Raw genomic sequence first — 16398 nt, forward strand, 5'->3', positions numbered from 1 at the left:
CCCGGGACGGAGACGCAGGATCGGCCCAGCGCCCGATCCGCCGGGGGCGGTGCCCTGCCTACCGTGGTGGCAGACGTCCGGGAGGCCCGGACGCGGCAACGGCAGGGAGGGACGATGCTCGAGCTGCGCGGGATCAGCCGGTCGTTCGGTGACCGGCTCGTGCTCGACGACGTGAGCTTCACGGTCGGGCAAGGGCGGCTCACCGGGTTCGTCGGCGGCAACGGTGCGGGCAAGACGACGACGATGCGCATCATCCTCGGGGTCCTGGCGCCGCACGCGGGGACCGTGACGATCGACGGCACGCCGGTGGCCGGTGCGCAGCGCGCCCGGTTCGGCTACATGCCCGAGGAGCGCGGCCTGTACCCCAAGATGCAGCTCGTCGAGCACCTCACCTACCTGGCGCGGCTGCACGGGTTCGACAGGTCGGGTGCCACCCAGCGTGCCGAGGCCCTCGTCGAGCGGCTGGGCCTGTCGGCCCGGGCCAAGGACCCGGTCGAGAGCCTGTCGCTGGGCAACCAGCAGCGGGCGCAGGTCGCCGCGGCGCTCGTGCACGACCCCGACGTGCTGGTGCTGGACGAGCCGTTCTCCGGCCTGGACCCCATGGCCGTGGAGGTCGTGCAGGGCGTCCTCGCCGAGCGGGCCGCGCAGGGCGTGCCCGTGCTGTTCTCCTCGCACCAGCTCGACGTGGTCGAGCGGCTGTGCGACGACCTCGTCATCATCGCCGGCGGCCGGGTGCGTGCCGCCGGCACGCGCGACGACCTGCGGCGGCGGTTCGGCACGGCGCGTCACGAGATCGTCGCCGAGGGCGACATGGGCTGGCTGCGCGACGTGCCGCAGGTGCGCGTCGACGAGCTCGCGGGCGGCTCGGCCGTCTTCGAGGCCCCGGAGGACGTCGCCCAGCAGGTGCTGACGTCCGCCCTGGCGCGCGGTCCGGTGCGCGCGTTCACCCCCCTGCGGCCGACGCTCTCGGAGATCTTCCGCGACGTCGTGGCCGACGAGCCCGAGCTGGAAGAGGTGGCCCGATGAGCACCCGTCCCCCCGCGCCGACCCCGCCGTCCCTGGGTCGGGCCACGCTGCTGGTCGCCGAGCGGGAGATCACGTCGCAGGTCCGGACCAAGTCGTTCCTCATCTCCACGGCGATCCTGCTGGTGGGGGTGCTCGCGGCGATCATCCTGAGCTCGGTGTTCTCGGGGCGGACGGGGGACGACGTGCCGGTGGCCGTCGTCTCGTCCGTCGCGGGGCAGGTGCCGACGACGGAGGGCCTGGAGGTGCGCGACGTCGCGGACCGCGCCGCCGCCGTCGAGGCGGTGCGCGCCGGTGACGTGGACGCCGCCGTGGTCCCGGGCGACGGCCCGCTGGGCGTCGACGTGGTCGCGATGAGCTCGGCGCCACAGGTGCTCCTGGGCGCCCTGACGGTCGAGCCGGACGTCGAGCTGCTCGACCCGGCCGCGGCCGAGGGCGGCGTCCGGTACATCGTGACCTTCGCGTTCGGTCTGGTGTTCATGATGTCGGCGATCGGCTTCGGCTCGACGATCGCGCAGAACACCGTGACGGAGAAGCAGACGCGCACGGTCGAGCTCCTGCTGTCGGCGGTCCCGGCCCGCGCGCTGCTGGCCGGGAAGATCCTCGGCAACTCGGTGCTCGCGCTGGGGCAGACGGCGGCGATCGCGGCGGTCTCGGTCCTCGCCCTCGTCGTGACCGGCCAGGACGACCTGCTCACCATGCTCGGCACGCCGCTGGTGTGGTTCGTGGTGTTCTTCGCGATCGGGTTCGTGCTGCTGGCGGCGGTCTACGCGGCGAGCGCGTCGCTGGTGTCGCGCGTCGAGGACACGGGTGTGGTGCTGCAGCCGGCCATGTGGCTGACGATGCTGCCGTACCTCCTCGTGGTGTTCTTCAACGACAACGCCACGGTGATGACCGTGATGTCGTACGTCCCGTTCAGCGCGCCGGTGGGGATGCCGGTGCGGCTGTTCCTCGGCGAGGCGGCGTGGTGGGAGCCGCTGCTGTCGCTGGCGGTGCTGGTGGTGTCGTGCCTCGCCGTGATCGCGGTCGCCGCGCGGATCTACGAGCGGTCGGTGCTGCGGATGGGCGGGCGCGTGCGGGTCCGCGAGGTGCTGGCCGGGTCGGGCTCGGACTGACGGTCGTGACGGCGCGGCGCGGCCTCGACCTCCCGGAGGGACGCGAGGGGGGCACCCGCGGTCTCTTCGACAGGTCGGCGGGGTACCTGGCACGCTGAGATCCTCATGCCCCACCTTCTCGGCGCCGATCGCGTCCACCTCACCCTCGGTACCCGCACCCTCCTCGACGGCGTCAGCCTCGGGGTCGACGACGGCCAGCGCATCGGCGTCGTCGGACCCAACGGCGCCGGCAAGTCCACGCTCCTGCGCGTGCTCGCCGGTCGTCAGGAGCCCGACACCGGCCGCGTCACCCGCGCCGGCGGCACCCGGGTCGCCCTGCTCGACCAGCGCGACGACCTGGGCCCCGGCACGGTGCTCGACGCCGTCCACGGCTCCGCCGACGCGCACGAGTGGGCGTCCGACGCCCGCGTCCGCGCCGTCCACAGCGGCCTGCTCGCGGACGTCGACCTCGACGCCCCGCTGGCGAAGCTGTCCGGCGGCCAGCGGCGCCGCGTCGCGCTCGCGGCGCTGCTGGTCCGCGACGACGAGGTGCTCGTGCTCGACGAGCCCACCAACCACCTCGACGTCGAGGGCGTCGCGTGGCTGGCGGGGTACCTCGTGGACCGGTACGCGCGCGGCGGCGGTGCCCTGGTCGTCGTGACCCACGACCGGTGGTTCCTCGATGCGGTCTGCACCCGGACCTGGGAGGTGCACGACGGGGTCGTCGACCAGTACGAGGGCGGGTACGCCGCCTACGTGCTGGCGCGCGCCGAGCGCGCGCAGCAGGCCGCGACGGTCGAGTCGAAGCGGCAGAACCTGCTGCGCAAGGAGCTGGCGTGGCTGCGCCGCGGCGCCCCCGCACGGACGTCCAAGCCGAAGTTCCGGATCGACGCCGCCACCGCGCTCATCGCCGACGAGCCGCCGCCGCGCGACTCCCTCGCGCTGGCGCGCACCGCCACCGCCCGGCTCGGCAAGGACGTGCTCGACCTCGAGGACGTCACCTACACGCTGCCCGACGGGCGCGTGCTGCTCGACGACGTCACGTGGCGGCTCGGCCCGGGGGACCGGTACGGGGTCGTCGGCGTCAACGGGGCCGGCAAGACGACCATGCTGCGGCTGCTCACGGGGCAGGTCGTCCCCACCGCGGGACGGGTGCGCCGGGGCAAGACCGTGCGCGTGGCCGAGCTGCGCCAGGACGTCGAGGACCTCGACGAGGTCGCGGACCTGACCGTCGTCGAGGCCGTCGAGCGCGAGAAGCGCACCGTCGTCGTCGGTGGCAAGGAGCTGACCGCGGCCCAGCTGGTCGAGAAGCTCGGGTTCACGCGCGAGCGCGCCCGCACCCTCGTGCGGGAGCTGTCGGGCGGGGAGCGCCGCCGGCTGCAGCTGCTGCGGCTGCTGGTGGCCGAGCCCAACGTGCTGCTGCTCGACGAGCCCACCAACGACCTCGACACCGACACGCTGGCCGCGGTCGAGGACCTGCTCGACGGCTGGCCCGGCACGCTGGTCGTCGTCTCGCACGACCGCTACCTGCTCGAGCGGGTCTGCGACCGGCAGGTGGCGCTGCTCGGTGACGGGCACCTGCGGGACCTGCCCGGCGGCGTCGAGGAGTACCTGCAGCTGCGCGGGGTGGCGCTCGCCGCCGGCGCCGCCGACGCCCGGGCGACCGGTGGCGTCGGCGGGGCGATGGCGCGCGCGGCGGCCGGGGTCGCCCCCGGCGCGTCCGGCGCCGGTGGTGCCGCGGCCCCGTCGGCCGGCGCCGTCGACGGGCCGCCGGCCCCGTCCGCGGCGGAGGTGCGGGCCGCCCGCAAGGAGGTGCAGCGCATCGAGCGCCGGCTGGAGCGCATCTCCGCGCTGGAGGCGGACCTGCACCGCCGCATGGCCGAGCAGGCGACCGACCACACGGCCGTGCTGGCGCTCGACGCGGAGCTGCGGACGCTGGCCGCGGAGCGCGACGAGCTCGAGGCCGCATGGCTCGACGCCGCCGAGACTGCGGGCTAGCCGTGGCGCGGCGCGGCGTTCCTCCGCAGGATGGAGACGACCGGGCCGGAGCGAGGACGGGTGGTGACATGTCGACGAACGGTGAGCTGACGAACGGGACGGCGACGGAGCGCTCCTACATGCGGCCGATCGAGATGCCGCAGCCCTCGCCCGACGCCGAGCTGGACAGGCTGTTCCACGCGTTGTCCGACGCGACCCGCCGGGCCATCGTCGAGCGGCTCGCGCGGGAGGCGGCGTCGGTGTCCGCGCTCGCCGAGCCGTTCGCGATGTCGATGCCGGCCGTGGTCCAGCACCTCGCGGTCCTGGAGCGGGCGGGCGTGGTGGTGTCCCGGAAGGTCGGCCGCGTGCGCACGTACCGGCTGACCCCGGACGGCACGCTCACGGCGCGCACCTGGCTCGACCGGCACCGGCTGCACGCCGAGCGTGCCCTCGACCGCCTGTCCCAGCGCGGGCACCGCGACTGACCGCGCGGAGGCCGTCGGTGCGCGGCGGGCTCAGGACGCGTCGAACAGGGTGAGGACGTCGCGCAGCAGCGCGGCGAGGCGCTCGCGGTCCTCCTCCGGGAGCTCCCCGATGAGGCCCCGCTCGACGTCCAGCAGGTCCGCGAACGCCTCGTCGACGCGCTGCAGGCCCGCCGGGGTGAGGGTGACCAGGACCCCGCGCCGGTCGTCGGGGGACGGCTGGCGCTCGACCAGACCCTGCTCCGCGAGCCGGTCGATGCGGTTGGTCATGGTCCCGCTGGTCACGAGGGTCTGCGTCAGCAGCGCGCCGGGGGACAGCCGGTACGGCTCGCCGGCGCGGCGCAGCGCCGCGAGCACGTCGAACTCCCACGTCTCCAGGCCGTGCCGCGCGAACGCGCCGCGTCGCGCGAGGTCGAGGTGCCGCGCGAGGCGGCTCACCCGGGACAGCACGGTCAGGGGCCGGACGTCCAGGTCGGGTCGCTCGCGCTGCCACGCGAGGACGATGCGGTCGACCTCGTCGCGGGGCGGCCCTGCGGTGTCGCTGTCGGCCATGGTCCGAGATTAGTCGACGTCAAGACACCGGGCGTGCGGACGGGCTACGGGGCGGGCGGCTTGTCGAGCTGCGGGTGCCGCTCGAGCGCCTCCAGGCCGTTCCACGCCAGGTTGACCAGGTGCGCCGCGACCTCGGCCTTGCGCGGGCTGCGCGCGTCGAGCCACCACTGGCCGGTGAGCGCGACCATCCCCACCAGCATCTGCGCGTAGATGGGCGCGGTGCGCGCGTCGAGCCCGCGCTTGCGGAACTCGTTGGCCAGCAGGTGCTCCACCTGCGTGGCGACGTCGCCGATGAGCGAGGAGAACGTGCCGGTGGCCTGCGCGACGGGGGAGTCGCGGACGAGGATGCGGAACCCCGCCTCCGACGTCTCGATGTACGACAGCAGGGCCAGGGTCGTCCGCTCGAGCAGGGCACGCGGGTGGCCGCCGCCCTCGAGCGCCCCGGTGAGCGCACCGGTCAGGGCCTGGATCTCGCGGTCGACGACGACCGCGTACACGCCTTCCTTGCCCCCGAAGTGCTCGTAGACGACCGGCTTGGACACCCCGGCGCGGGCCGCGATCTCCTCCACCGACGTGTTGTCGAAGCCCTTCTCCGCGAACAGGGTGCGCGACACGTCCAGCAGCTGCGCGCGCCGTTCGACGCCGGTCATGCGCGCGCGGGACCGCTTGGGGTCGGAGGCCATGGGCCCCATTGTGCCGTGCGGGGCGCCGGGACGGCCGAGGTGCCCGCCGCCTGCGCGGCGCCGCTCCCGCGGGCTGGCAGACTGGGACGCCGGTCCGCCCTGGTGTAACGGCAGCATGCAGGCCTTTGGAGCCTTGCGGTCCAGGTTCGAATCCTGGGGGCGGAGCACGCTCGTCGGCGGCTGCGGCTGCCGGCCCCGGCGACCTCGGCCGGCCCCGACCCTCCCGGATCCCCCCGTGAGGGTGATCGCCAGGGCATTACTCCAATGGTTATATTTACCGCCACAGTTTCGCGACGGTGCTCGGACGACGGGGTCCGCACCGGGCGACCGCAGAGAGGCGGACACTCATGGGCACCACGGGATCACGCGTGAGGCGCACCGGGACGGCGGCCATCGCCGCACTGAGCACTCTCGCGCTGGCGGCGTGCGGCAGCGGCGGGGGCGACGCGGCGGCGGACGGGCCTGTGACCCTCACGATGACGGTGTGGGGCGGCGACGTCGACAAGAAGTCGTACCAGGAGCGCATCGACCTGTTCGAGGCCTCGCAGGACGAGATCTCCATCAAGCTCCAGCTGATCCCCGGCGAGCAGTACGAGCAGAAGGTCCAGACGATGATCGCCGGCGGCGACGGACCCGACATCATGCAGGTCGCCGAGGGCGTGAACGTCTACTCCTCGAAGAAGCAGATCCTCCCGCTCGACGACCTGGCGGCGGACGCGGGGCTCGACCTCGAGGAGCGGTTCGGCCCCGTCGGCACGCTGTACTCCTACGACGGCAGCGTCTACGCCGTGCCCGACCGTTCCGGCGCCATGATCGTCTACTACAACAAGGACATGTTCGACGCCGCGGGCGTCGAGTACCCCAGCGCCGAGTGGACGTGGGAGGACGCGCAGGCGGCGATGGAGCAGCTCACGATCCCCGGCGAGCAGTGGGGCTACGCCGGGGCGGGCTGGTGGGCGCAGTGGTGGTCCTTCGCCTACCAGAACGGCGGCCGGATCATCGACGAGGACGGCCTGCCCGCCGCCAACTCGCCCGAGGTCGTCGAGGCCCTGCAGTGGGCCAACGACCTCACGCACGTGCACCACGTCGTGCCCACCGCCGCCGAGTACGCGGACATGGGCCCCGACATGGGCGGCGACCCGGCGTTCGCGGCCCAGAAGGTCGCGATGAACACGACCGGCTTCTGGGCGATCAACTCCCTGCTCGAGGCCGACTTCGAGTGGGACATCGCGCCCCTGTGGCAGGGCGACGAGCAGGCCGTGTCCGCGTTCGGCTCCGGCCTGGCGATCTCCCGCGACAGCAAGCACGCCGAGCAGGCGTTCGCGGCCATCGACTTCCTCACGGACGCCGAGGCGCAGCAGGTCATCATCAAGAACGCCCAGGACGTGCCCGCCAACCTCGAGGTGCAGGGTTCGGAGGAGTTCCTCAAGCCGGAGTGGGCCACCCGCGAGGTCGACATGTCCGCGTTCGGCGCGTCCTCCGCCTTCGTCTTCACCTCCCCGCTCATCCCCGAGTGGAACCAGATGCAGGCCGCCTTCGACGACAACCTCGGGACGTTCTGGAACGAGGGTGGCGACGCCAAGGCCCAGCTCGACGTGATCCAGAAGAAGCTCGAGACCGTCATCAAGCCGGCGCGCTGATGGCCGTCGACCTCGGCGAGGCCCTCGGCACGGTGCGGGCGACCCGCCCGCACCGTGCCGAGGGGCGCAGGGCGCCTCGCCAGAAGCTCACCCGGCGGCGCAAGGTCGAGGCGCGCTGGTTCTGGCTGTTCATCTCCCCGTGGCTCATCGGGTTCGTCGGGTTCCTGCTGGGCCCGATGGTCGCCTCGATCGCCATCTCGCTCACCGAGTGGGACTCCTTCACCCCGCCGACGTTCGTCGGGTTCGAGAACTACACGACGGCGCTGACCGGTGACCCGGTCTTCTGGAAGGCCCTGGGCAACACGTTCTTCTACGCGCTCGTCTCGGTGCCGCTGGGCCTGGCGATCGGGGTGTGGCTGGCCAACCTGCTCAACAAGCGGATCCGCGGTCGCAAGCTCTTCCGCACGCTCATCTACCTGCCCACGCTGGTGCCGCTGGTCGCCACCGCGATGGTCTTCAAGATGGTGCTCGCGCCGTCCGGGCCGCTGAACGACCTGCTCGGGGTGCTCGGGCTGACCGGCCCGAGCTGGCTGCTGGACCCGACCTGGGTGAAGCCGGCGCTCGTCGTGCTCTCCGCGTGGGGTGCGGGCGGGGCCACCGTCCTGCTGCTGTCGGCGATGAACGGGGTCCCGCGGGAGTTCTACGAGGCCGCGGAGATCGACGGCGCCGGGTCGGTGCGCCAGTTCTGGTCGATCACCTTCCCGCAGATCACGCCGATCATCTTCTTCAACCTGGTCATGGGCCTGATCGGGGCGTTCCAGATCTTCGGGCAGGTGTACATCCTGACCTCGGGGGGGCCGGACAACGCCAGCATGATGATGGTGCCGCTGCTCTTCCGCGAGGCCTTCGGGTTCTACCGGTTCGGCTACGCGTCGGCCATCGCCTGGCTGCTGTTCCTCGTCATCATCGCGTTCACGGTCGTCGCGTTCCGCACGTCCCGACGATGGGTCTTCTACGAGACGGAGGTGCGGTGATGGCTGTCGCCACGCCGATCACGCAGGCACCGCCGCTGGCCGCCGGACCGCGCAGCGAGCAGACGAACGCGCGCACCCTCAAGGCGTTCCGGGCCTCACCCGCGACGTACGCGGTGCTGCTCGTCGTCTCCGCCATGTTCTTCGTGCCGTTCGTGCTCATGGTCTCGATCGCGCTGGCCAGCGACGCGACGAGCGCGACGAACATGTTCACGATCATCCCGACGGAGTTCGAGTGGTCGAACTTCGCGTCGGTGTTCACCGCGACGGGCCTGCCCGTGGGCCGGTTCGTGCTCAACTCCGTCATCATCGCGACGCTGGCCGCCGTGGGGCAGGTGCTGTCGTCCTCGCTCGTGGGCTACGCCTTCGCGCGGCTGCGTGCCCCGGGCAAGAACGTCATGTTCATGGTCGTGCTCGCCACGATGATGATCCCCGCGCAGATCACGATGATCCCGCAGTTCCTGCTGTTCAAGGAGCTCGGCTGGGTCAACACGTTCCTGCCGCTCATCGTGCCGAACTTCTTCTCCAACGCGTTCAACGTGTTCCTGGTGCGGCAGTTCGTCTCCCGGGTGTCGGGCGAGCTCGACGAGGCCGCGCAGGTCGACGGTCTGGGCTACTTCGGCATCTACCGCCGGATCGTCCTGCCGATGATGTGGCCGATCCTCACCGCGATCGCGATCTTCACGCTGACCGCGGCCTGGGGCGACTTCATGGGCCCGCTCATCTACCTCAACCAGGAGGACATGATGCCGCTGGCCCTCGGCCTGCAGTTCATGACCTCGACGAGCAACGCGATGCAGCTGCCGCCGTGGAACCTGGTGATGGTCGGCTCGATCCTGCTGACCGTGCCGATGATCGCCGTCTACTACGCCGGCCAGAAGTACCTGTACGAGATGAACCTCTCCGGCGGAAGCGCGGGTGTGAAGTGACGACGACCCTCCAGGACGGCACGGTGCGGCTCGGGCCCGGCGGGCTGGTGCTCGACGGCCGGGAGCAGGTGCTCGCGTGCGCGTCGCTGTTCTACTTCCGCATCCCGCGGGAGGAGTGGGCGGCACGCCTGGCCGCGGTGCGCGCGACCGGCTACACGCTCGTCGACGTGTACGTGCCGTGGAACTTCCACGAGCTCGCGCCGGGCGAGTGGGACTTCACCGGGCGTCGCGACGTCGGGGAGTTCCTCGACCTCGCGCACGCCGCGGGCCTCGGCGTGCTGGCCCGGCCGGGGCCGTACATCTGCTCGGAGTGGGACGGCGGTGCGCTGCCCGCGTGGCTGCCGCTCGAGGACGGCCTGGCGCTGCGCCAGGCCGAGCCCCGGTACCTGGCGCACGTCGAGCGCTGGTTCGACCGCGTGCTGCCGCTGCTGGTGCAGCGGCAGCACGGCCGGGGTGGACCCGTCGTGGCGGTCCAGCTCGAGAACGAGCTCGACTTCTTCGACACCGCGGACCGCGCGGCCTACGTCGGCGCGCTGCGGGACATGGCGGTGCGGCACGGCGTCGAGGTCCCGCTCGTGGCGTGCGCGGGCCAGGGCGACCTCGTCGGGGCCACCGGCGGGGTGCCCGGGGTGACCCCGGCGTTCAACTTCTACCCGGACGACCGCTCGCCGTTCGTCGAGCCGGAGGTGCGGCGCTACGCCGACCTCCTCGCTGCCCGGGACGAGCCGCTGCTGGTCACGGAGACCAACCGCGCGCACGTGACGCTGCGCCGGCTGCTGGTCAGCGGCGCCAAGGTGCTGGCCCCGTACCTGCAGGCCTCGGGGTACGACTTCGGGTTCACGCCGTCGGTGGGCAACTGGGGCGACCCCGGCGGGTTCATGACCCACGACTACGACTTCGGCGGGTACCTGTCGCCGACCGGGGAGCCCCGCCCGCAGACCGTCGAGGCGCGCGTCCTCACCGCGGTGACCCGCACCCTCGGCCCGCGCCTGGCGCGCGGGGTGCCGGGTGCGGCCGACGGCGCGTACACCGGCACGGCGCCGACCGCTGCGTCGCCGTCGCGCGTCGTGCTCGACGGCGGCGGCACGCTGCTGGGCGTGCCCAACCTCGGTGACGAGGACGCGACGTTCGAGCTCGCGGCGACGGACGCCCTGCCCGCCGTGCCGCTCACGGTGCCGGGGCACGCCTGCGCGCTGGTCCTGCGTGACCTGCCGCTCGAGGGCTTCGGCGGGCACGGCACGCTCGTGCTGGCCACCGGCGACCTGGTCGGTGCCGGCCCCGACGGCGTGGAGCTCGCCGCCGCCGTGCCCGGGACCGTGGCGCTGGCGGCACCCGGCGGCGCCCCCACGCTCGTCGACCTGCCCGCACCGCGCCCGGGGTCGCCCGTGCGCGTCGTCGTCGACGCACCGCCGTCCGATGACGGCGTCCCGCCCGGCGAGCACCTGCGGTGGCAGGTGGTCGTGCACCACCCCGTCGACGTCCCGGGCCCGGACGGCCCGGTCACGGCCCCCGCCGGCACCCCCGCGGCGGAGCCCGTCCGGCTGACCGCGGCGCGGCGGCCCGCGCTGCCGACGCGGGACGGGACGACCCGGGAGCACCGCACGGCACCGGCCTCCGAGGAGGTCGGCGTGCACCGCGGCCGCACGCACTACGCGGCCGACGTGACGGGCGCCGACGAGCTGCTCCTCGAGGGTGCCGGCGACCTCGTCGACCTCGCCGTGGACGGCCGCCCGCTGCCCACGATCGCCGGGTTCGGCGCCACCGTCGTCGTCCCCGTGGCCGGGGCGAGCACCCTGACCGCGACCGCGGAGACGTGGGGCCACCCCAACTTCGACGACGCCCGGCTGCCGGGCCTGGCCATGGGCTCGCTGCGCGGGCTGGGCCGGGTGTGGTCCGTGACGGGGCGGTCCGACGTGCACGCGCTGTGGACCGTCGAGCCCGGTGCCCAGTGGGCCGGCACCCCCGCGCCGTTGCGCCCGCTCGGCGGGTGGAGCAGCACGCGGGTGGGCGCGCCCGTCACGTACCGGCGCGGGCTGGACGTCGACGGCACGCACCACCACGCGCTGCACCTGCCCGGGCTCGGGGCGCCGGTCACGGTCACCGTGGACGGCGCCGACCACCTGGTGACGCCGCACGACCCGTGGCTGCACCTGGCACCCGGGGCGGGCCGCGACGTGGCGGTCACCGTGCCCCACGTGCCCGGCGTCCTGGGCGGTGCGACCCTGCTGCGGCTGGCCCCGGTCGAGGGGTGGCAGGTCGAGCCGCAGCCGGACCGCGACCTGGTCGCGCTCGCGGGCCGGACGGCGCCCGCGGAGCCTGTGGACCTGCCGCTGCGCCCGGCGCCCGGCGAGGAGCTGTGGCTCGACGTGGACGTGCCGCCCGGTGGCTGCTCGCTGCGGTTCGCCGGCACGCACGTGCGCGTCGCGGCGTACGCGCACGGTGAGCTGCTGGGCCGCGTGTGGCTCGGGGACCCGGCGAGCCCGCGGTTCACCGGGGGTGATCCTGGTCGGCTCTGGCTGCCCGGTGCCTGGAACTCTGGGATCATCCGGCTGATGGTCCGCGGGACCGTCGGAGCCGAGGCGCCCGAGCTGGGTGCGGTGCTCGTGCAGCCGACCGGGGGGACCGCATGGCCGTGAGGAAGCGCTCGTCGCGTGACATCCGCAGCGAGTCGCGCCTCGACGTGCTGCACGCGCTGCTCGCCGAGGGCGGCGCGACCCGCAACGGGCTGGCGCGGACCACGGGGCTGAGCCTCGCCACGGTCGCCACGGTCGTGTCCGAGCTGCTGGCGGAGGGGCTGGTCGCGGAGACCGGGGTCTCGGCGAGCGGTGTGGGCCGGCCCACGACCACGCTGGCGATCCGCGGCGCGCGGGGCATCCTCGCGGGCGTCGACGTCGCCGAGACGTACGTCTCGACGCACGTGTTCGATGCCGCCCTCACCGAGCTCGCGCGCGCCGACGTCCCGCTCGACGAGCGCGTGGAGTCGCCCGAGCACGTCGTGGGCGGCGTGCTCCGCTCGCTCGACGCGGCGCTGCGCGAGGCCGGCCGCGACAGGTCCGACCTGCTGGGTGTGGGCGTCGCGCTGCCGGGGCTGGTGCAGGGGCGCGACGGGGCGATGTCCGTGGTCGTGCCCGCGTGGCACTGGCGCGGCGTCGGCGTCCTGGACCTGCTGCGCGGCCGTCTCGACGCCCCGATCGTCGTGGAGAACCCCCTCAAGGCGATCGCGACCGCCGAGCTGTGGCTCGGCGCCGGGCGCGGCGTCGACAGCCTGGTGACCGTCAACCTCGGGACCGGCGTGGGTGCCGGCATCGTGCTCGACGGTGCCGTGCTGCGGGGCGCCACCAACTCCGCCGGGGAGTGGGGTCACACCCTGCTGGTGCACGAGGGGCGCGGCTGCCGGTGCGGACGCCGCGGGTGCGTCGAGGCGTACGTGGGGGCGCCGGGGATCCAGCAGACGCTGCGCGAGACCGCCCCGGACCACCCGCTGACCGGGACGCAGCAGCAGAGCGACTTCATCGCCGGCCTGGCCGCGGCGCTCGACGCCGCCGACCCGGACCCGGCGGCCGTGCGCACGGTGGAACGGACGGCCGACTACCTGGGCTCCGCGATCGCGGACCTGGTGGCGGTCATCAACCCCGAGCTCGTCATGCTCACGGGGTGGACCGCGTGGGCCCTGGGTGAGCACCTGCTGCCGGGCACCGTGGCGCAGGTACGTGCGCAGGCGCCGCGCGGCACCACGACCGACCACACCGTCGGCATCTCCACCGTCCGCGGCAACTCGGCGGCCATCGGCATGGCGACCCTCGCGCTGGAGCGGTTCCTCGGGGACGTCGGTCTGCTCACCACCCGCGTGCCGATCGCCCTCTGACGCGGGCGGACGACCCGACCGCGCGGGCGCACCGGCGCGTGTGCGCCGGTGCGCCCGCTGCGTCGACCCGCGGCCGTACCGGGCCTCAGACCTGCAGGCGCACCTGCAGCGTCGCGGTGGTGGGCCGGGCCGCCGCGTCCGGCTCCACGCCGGGACCGCACGCCGCCGAGCCGAGGCCGTGCTGCACCGCGTCCAGGTGCAGCCACAGCGCACCGTCGGGCACCAGCTCGTGCGGGTGGCGGGCGTCGGCCAGGGCCCGGTCCGACCAGGGACGTGCGGTGAGCTCGAGCCCGGGCACCGCGCGGTCGGCGACGCGCACCTCGCCAGCGGTGAGCGTGAGCGGACCACCGGCCAGGTGCAGCACCGCGCGCGTGACGCCGCGGCGTGCACCGTTCTCCTGCGGGTGCGTGTAGCGCGTCTGCAGCGCGTCGACCGTGTGCTGCCACCGGCCGGCGAGCGCCGCCAGCCGCGAGTCGGCGTACGACTCGTCCGGGCCGAGCCCGGTCCAGTCGACCCGGACGTCGCCGGCGTCCGGCTGCTCCAGGGCCAGCAGCCACCCCAGCCGCGCCACCGTGCCAGGCCAGCGGCCCTCGGGCGTCAGCTCGACCACCAGGTCCGCGGTGCGCTCGTCCACCGTGCGCCACGTCGTGCGCACGCGCAGCCCGCAGTCGGTCGCGGCACCCGCGACCCGCGACGTCACGACGACGGCACCGGCCACGTCGGCCACGTCGTCGACACGCTCGTGCAGGCGGGACAGGCCCGCCCGCTCCCAGGCCTCCGCGTCGCCGACCGGGTCGTACCAGGAGCGGATGCGGTCGTTGTCGGTCGGGGCGCGCCACGCGTCGACGCGTGCGAGCCGCACCGCGGTCCCGCCGATGCGCACCGGCCGGCCCGTCGCGTCGAGCTCGACCGGGCCCACGCGGCGGACGCCGCCCACGGTCACCACGGACCCCGTCGCGCGCGGCGGTGCGGCAGGCGGCCGCACCAGCACCTGGCCCGCGCCGAGGCCCAGGTGGGCGGGGACGTCCGCGCCGGCGTCCCGCGGGACGGCGCGCAGGACCCACCACACGGCGGTGGTCGGGTCGGTCGCGGCCAGCAGGTCGTCGAGGCGGTCGCCGAGCACGTCGGCGAGGCGGACCTCGACCCGCTCGTCGGGGGCCAGGACGCGGTCGACCTCACCCTCGGCGACGACGTCGCCGTCCGCGACGAGCGTCCACACCAGGCGTGCGTGCGCGGTCGACGTGAACGCGTACCGGTTGCGCAGCTCGAGCGTCCCGGGCTGCGCACCCGCGCGGACCCGCACGGGTGCGTACGCGGCGGCCAGCTCGAGCAGCCCGGGCGACGGCGTGCGGTCCGGCAGCAGCAGTCCGTCGGCGATGAAGGTGCCGTCGTGCAGCTCCTCACCGAAGTCGCCGCCGTAGCCGTAGTAGGGCTCGCCGTCGGGGGTGCGCGTGGCGATGCCGTGGTCGAACCACTCCCACACGAACCCACCGGCCAGGCGCGGGTGGTCGTCGACGAGGTCGAGGTACCCGGTCAGGCCGCCGGGGCCGTTGCCCATCGCGTGCGCGTACTCGCACAGCACGAACGGCATGGCCCGGCGCCGGGTGTCGAGCGCGGCGTCGGGCAGGGGGTCCTCCAGGCCCCGGGCGATGAGGGCGACCTCCTGGCTGGTCGGGTACATCCGCGAGTACACGTCGGCGTGCTCGCAGGTCCGGTCGCCCTCGTAGTGCACGGGGCGCGTCGGGTCGAGGGTGCGCACGGCCGCGGCCATGGCGGCGACGTTGCACCCGACCCCCGCCTCGTTGCCCAGCGACCACATGACGACGGCGGGGTGGTGGGCGTCGCGGCGCACCATCCGCGTCACGCGGTCCACCAGCAGCGGCTCCCAGCGCGGGTCGTCCGTGGGGTTGTCGCGCCAGCCGAGCAGCTCGAACCCGTGCGTCTCGAGGTCGTTCTCGTCGACGACGTACAGGCCGTGCTCGTCGCACAGGTCGAGGAAGTGCGGGTGCGGCGGGTAGTGGCTGGTCCGCACGGCGTTGACGTGGTGCCGCTTCATGGCCAGCACGTCGGCGAGCATGGTCTCCCGCGTCACGGCGCGGCCGTCGGTGGGCGCGAACTCGTGCCGGTTGACCCCGCGCAGCACGAGCGGGGCGCCGTTGAGCGTGAGCACCCCGTCGACGACGGCGACCGTCCGGAAGCCGGCGCGCAGGGTCACCGTCTCGCCCGGCGTGCGGACGACGACGTCGTACAGGCGCGGCGACTCGGCGCTCCAGGGCTCGACGGGGGCGCGGGTCTCCTCGCCGGGACGCGCGCGCAGCCCCAGGGCGGGCACCTCGACGAGCGCGTCGGGACGCGCCGGCTCGACGTCGACCCGCAGCACGCCCTCGCCGGTGGTGTGGTCGTACGCGGCGTGCAGGGTCACGTGCTCGATGCCGTCGTCCGGGCGGTGCAGCAGCGTGACGTCGCGGAAGATCCCCGAGAGCCACCACTGGTCCTGGTCCTCGACGTAGGTCTGCGCCGACCACTGGGTCACCCGCACGGCGAGCAGGTTCTCGCCCGCGTGCACCGCGTCGGTCACGTCCACCTCGGTGGGCAGGCGCGAGCCGTGCGACTGCGCCAGCACCCGCCCGTTCACGGCGACCTCGAACCAGGAGTCGACGCCCTCGAAGCGCAGCACGACCCGCCCGCCGTCGCGCCAGGCGTCCGGCACGGTCACCGTGCGCCGGTACTCACCGGTGGGGTTGTCGCGCGGGACCCGCGGGGGGTCGACCGGGATGGGGTACAGGACGTTGGTGTAGGCGGGCCGGCCGTGCGGCCAGGCGTCGGGGGCGCCGGCCAGCTGCCAGTGGCCGGGCACGGGCACGGTGCCCCAGTCCTCGCCGGGGTCGCCGGGGTCGACCCCGGTGTCCGCCGTGGGGAACAGGCGGAAGCGCCAGTCGCCGTCGAGGGGGACGTGCGGGGCGTCGGTGGTCGGTGCCGCGAACCGTGGGGCGCGCACGCCGGTGGGGGGCAGCAGGGACTCGTGCGTGGGATGGGTCGTCATGCCTGTCCTCGTCGACGTGCGGACCTCCCGTGCCGGGCGGGAGGTCGACGGTAGTTCCATCGACGGTCAGATTAAAGGACGGGCGCCGCGGACCGGCTGTGGCGACCCCCGAACGGCGCGTGTCGCCGCCGGGTGACGT

At 74.2% G+C, this 16398-nt stretch carries 12 protein-coding genes, 1 tRNA gene and 1 pseudogene; 11 read left to right on the forward strand and 3 right to left on the reverse strand.

Annotated elements, in window-relative coordinates:
- Positions 1-114 precede the first annotated feature (114 nt).
- From KG103_RS04495 to KG103_RS04510, 5 genes and pseudogenes are all read left to right on the forward strand, one after another.
- Positions 115-1026, forward strand: a complete 912-nt coding sequence (locus KG103_RS04495; RefSeq protein ID WP_207342322.1) for an ABC transporter ATP-binding protein — start codon at positions 115-117, stop codon at positions 1024-1026.
- Positions 1023-2138: an ABC transporter permease gene (locus KG103_RS04500; protein WP_207342321.1), complete on the forward strand. Its 1116-nt coding sequence runs from the start codon at positions 1023-1025 to the stop codon at positions 2136-2138. Before KG103_RS04495 ends, KG103_RS04500 begins: the two co-directional genes overlap by 4 nt.
- 105 nt (positions 2139-2243) lie before the next feature.
- A pseudogene (locus KG103_RS19160) lies at positions 2244-2726 on the forward strand (ATP-binding cassette domain-containing protein); the annotation flags it as partial.
- Positions 2727-2735: 9 nt separating this feature from the next.
- Positions 2736-4115 (forward strand): ABC-F family ATP-binding cassette domain-containing protein, encoded by a 1380-nt coding sequence (locus KG103_RS04505; protein WP_372434924.1) that lies wholly within the window; start codon positions 2736-2738, stop codon positions 4113-4115.
- A 68-nt stretch (positions 4116-4183) separates the two neighbouring features.
- Complete coding sequence (locus KG103_RS04510; protein ID WP_242635791.1) at positions 4184-4579, forward strand: ArsR/SmtB family transcription factor; 396 nt, start codon at positions 4184-4186, stop codon at positions 4577-4579.
- 30 nt (positions 4580-4609) lie between these two features.
- Here the strand turns inward: KG103_RS04510 and KG103_RS04515 are convergent, their stop codons facing one another.
- A complete protein-coding gene (locus tag KG103_RS04515) occupies positions 4610-5128 on the reverse strand; it encodes a MarR family winged helix-turn-helix transcriptional regulator (protein WP_207342319.1) in 519 nt (172 codons plus the stop codon).
- A gap of 44 nt (positions 5129-5172) precedes the next feature.
- Positions 5173-5811: a TetR/AcrR family transcriptional regulator gene (locus KG103_RS04520; protein ID WP_372434923.1), complete on the reverse strand. Its 639-nt coding sequence runs from the start codon at positions 5809-5811 to the stop codon at positions 5173-5175.
- A gap of 93 nt (positions 5812-5904) precedes the next feature.
- Between KG103_RS04520 and KG103_RS04525 the strand changes: the two genes are divergently transcribed.
- From KG103_RS04525 to KG103_RS04550, 6 genes are all read left to right on the forward strand, one after another.
- Positions 5905-5976, forward strand: a tRNA-Gln gene (locus tag KG103_RS04525).
- A gap of 203 nt (positions 5977-6179) precedes the next feature.
- A complete protein-coding gene (locus KG103_RS04530; protein ID WP_249670804.1) occupies positions 6180-7451 on the forward strand; it encodes an ABC transporter substrate-binding protein in 1272 nt (423 codons plus the stop codon).
- Entirely contained in the window at positions 7451-8425 is a 975-nt protein-coding gene (locus tag KG103_RS04535) for a carbohydrate ABC transporter permease (RefSeq protein ID WP_207342317.1), read from the forward strand. Before KG103_RS04530 ends, KG103_RS04535 begins: the two co-directional genes overlap by 1 nt.
- Positions 8425-9351: a carbohydrate ABC transporter permease gene (locus KG103_RS04540; protein ID WP_207342316.1), complete on the forward strand. Its 927-nt coding sequence runs from the start codon at positions 8425-8427 to the stop codon at positions 9349-9351. Before KG103_RS04535 ends, KG103_RS04540 begins: the two co-directional genes overlap by 1 nt.
- Entirely contained in the window at positions 9348-11987 is a 2640-nt protein-coding gene (locus tag KG103_RS04545; RefSeq protein ID WP_207342315.1) for a beta-galactosidase, read from the forward strand. Before KG103_RS04540 ends, KG103_RS04545 begins: the two co-directional genes overlap by 4 nt.
- The gene (locus KG103_RS04550; RefSeq protein ID WP_207342314.1) at positions 11978-13216 is read left to right on the forward strand and encodes an ROK family transcriptional regulator; all 1239 of its coding nucleotides are present in this window, start codon (positions 11978-11980) and stop codon (positions 13214-13216) included. Before KG103_RS04545 ends, KG103_RS04550 begins: the two co-directional genes overlap by 10 nt.
- A gap of 85 nt (positions 13217-13301) precedes the next feature.
- On the opposite strand, the gene KG103_RS04555 is transcribed toward KG103_RS04550, so the two are convergent.
- Entirely contained in the window at positions 13302-16259 is a 2958-nt protein-coding gene (locus tag KG103_RS04555; protein ID WP_207342313.1) for a glycoside hydrolase family 2 TIM barrel-domain containing protein, read from the reverse strand.
- Positions 16260-16398: the final 139 nt, after the last annotated feature.

This window comes from Cellulomonas wangleii (assembly GCF_018388445.1).
Lineage (GTDB): Bacteria > Actinomycetota > Actinomycetes > Actinomycetales > Cellulomonadaceae > Cellulomonas > Cellulomonas wangleii.

What these genes read in the sequence shown, in the direction of transcription:
- KG103_RS04535 (WP_207342317.1), top strand. Translation starts at nt 7,451, where the DNA reads ATGGCCGTCGACCTCGGCGAGGCCCTCGGCACGGTGCGGGCGACCCGC.
- KG103_RS04495 (WP_207342322.1), top strand. Translation starts at nt 115, where the DNA reads ATGCTCGAGCTGCGCGGGATCAGCCGGTCGTTCGGTGACCGGCTCGTG.
- KG103_RS04555 (WP_207342313.1), bottom strand. Translation starts at nt 16,259, where the DNA reads ATGACGACCCATCCCACGCACGAGTCCCTGCTGCCCCCCACCGGCGTG.
- KG103_RS04510 (WP_242635791.1), top strand. Translation starts at nt 4,184, where the DNA reads ATGTCGACGAACGGTGAGCTGACGAACGGGACGGCGACGGAGCGCTCC.
- KG103_RS04540 (WP_207342316.1), top strand. Translation starts at nt 8,425, where the DNA reads ATGGCTGTCGCCACGCCGATCACGCAGGCACCGCCGCTGGCCGCCGGA.
- KG103_RS04500 (WP_207342321.1), top strand. Translation starts at nt 1,023, where the DNA reads ATGAGCACCCGTCCCCCCGCGCCGACCCCGCCGTCCCTGGGTCGGGCC.
- KG103_RS04550 (WP_207342314.1), top strand. Translation starts at nt 11,978, where the DNA reads ATGGCCGTGAGGAAGCGCTCGTCGCGTGACATCCGCAGCGAGTCGCGC.
- KG103_RS04520 (WP_372434923.1), bottom strand. Translation starts at nt 5,811, where the DNA reads ATGGCCTCCGACCCCAAGCGGTCCCGCGCGCGCATGACCGGCGTCGAA.
- KG103_RS04515 (WP_207342319.1), bottom strand. Translation starts at nt 5,128, where the DNA reads ATGGCCGACAGCGACACCGCAGGGCCGCCCCGCGACGAGGTCGACCGC.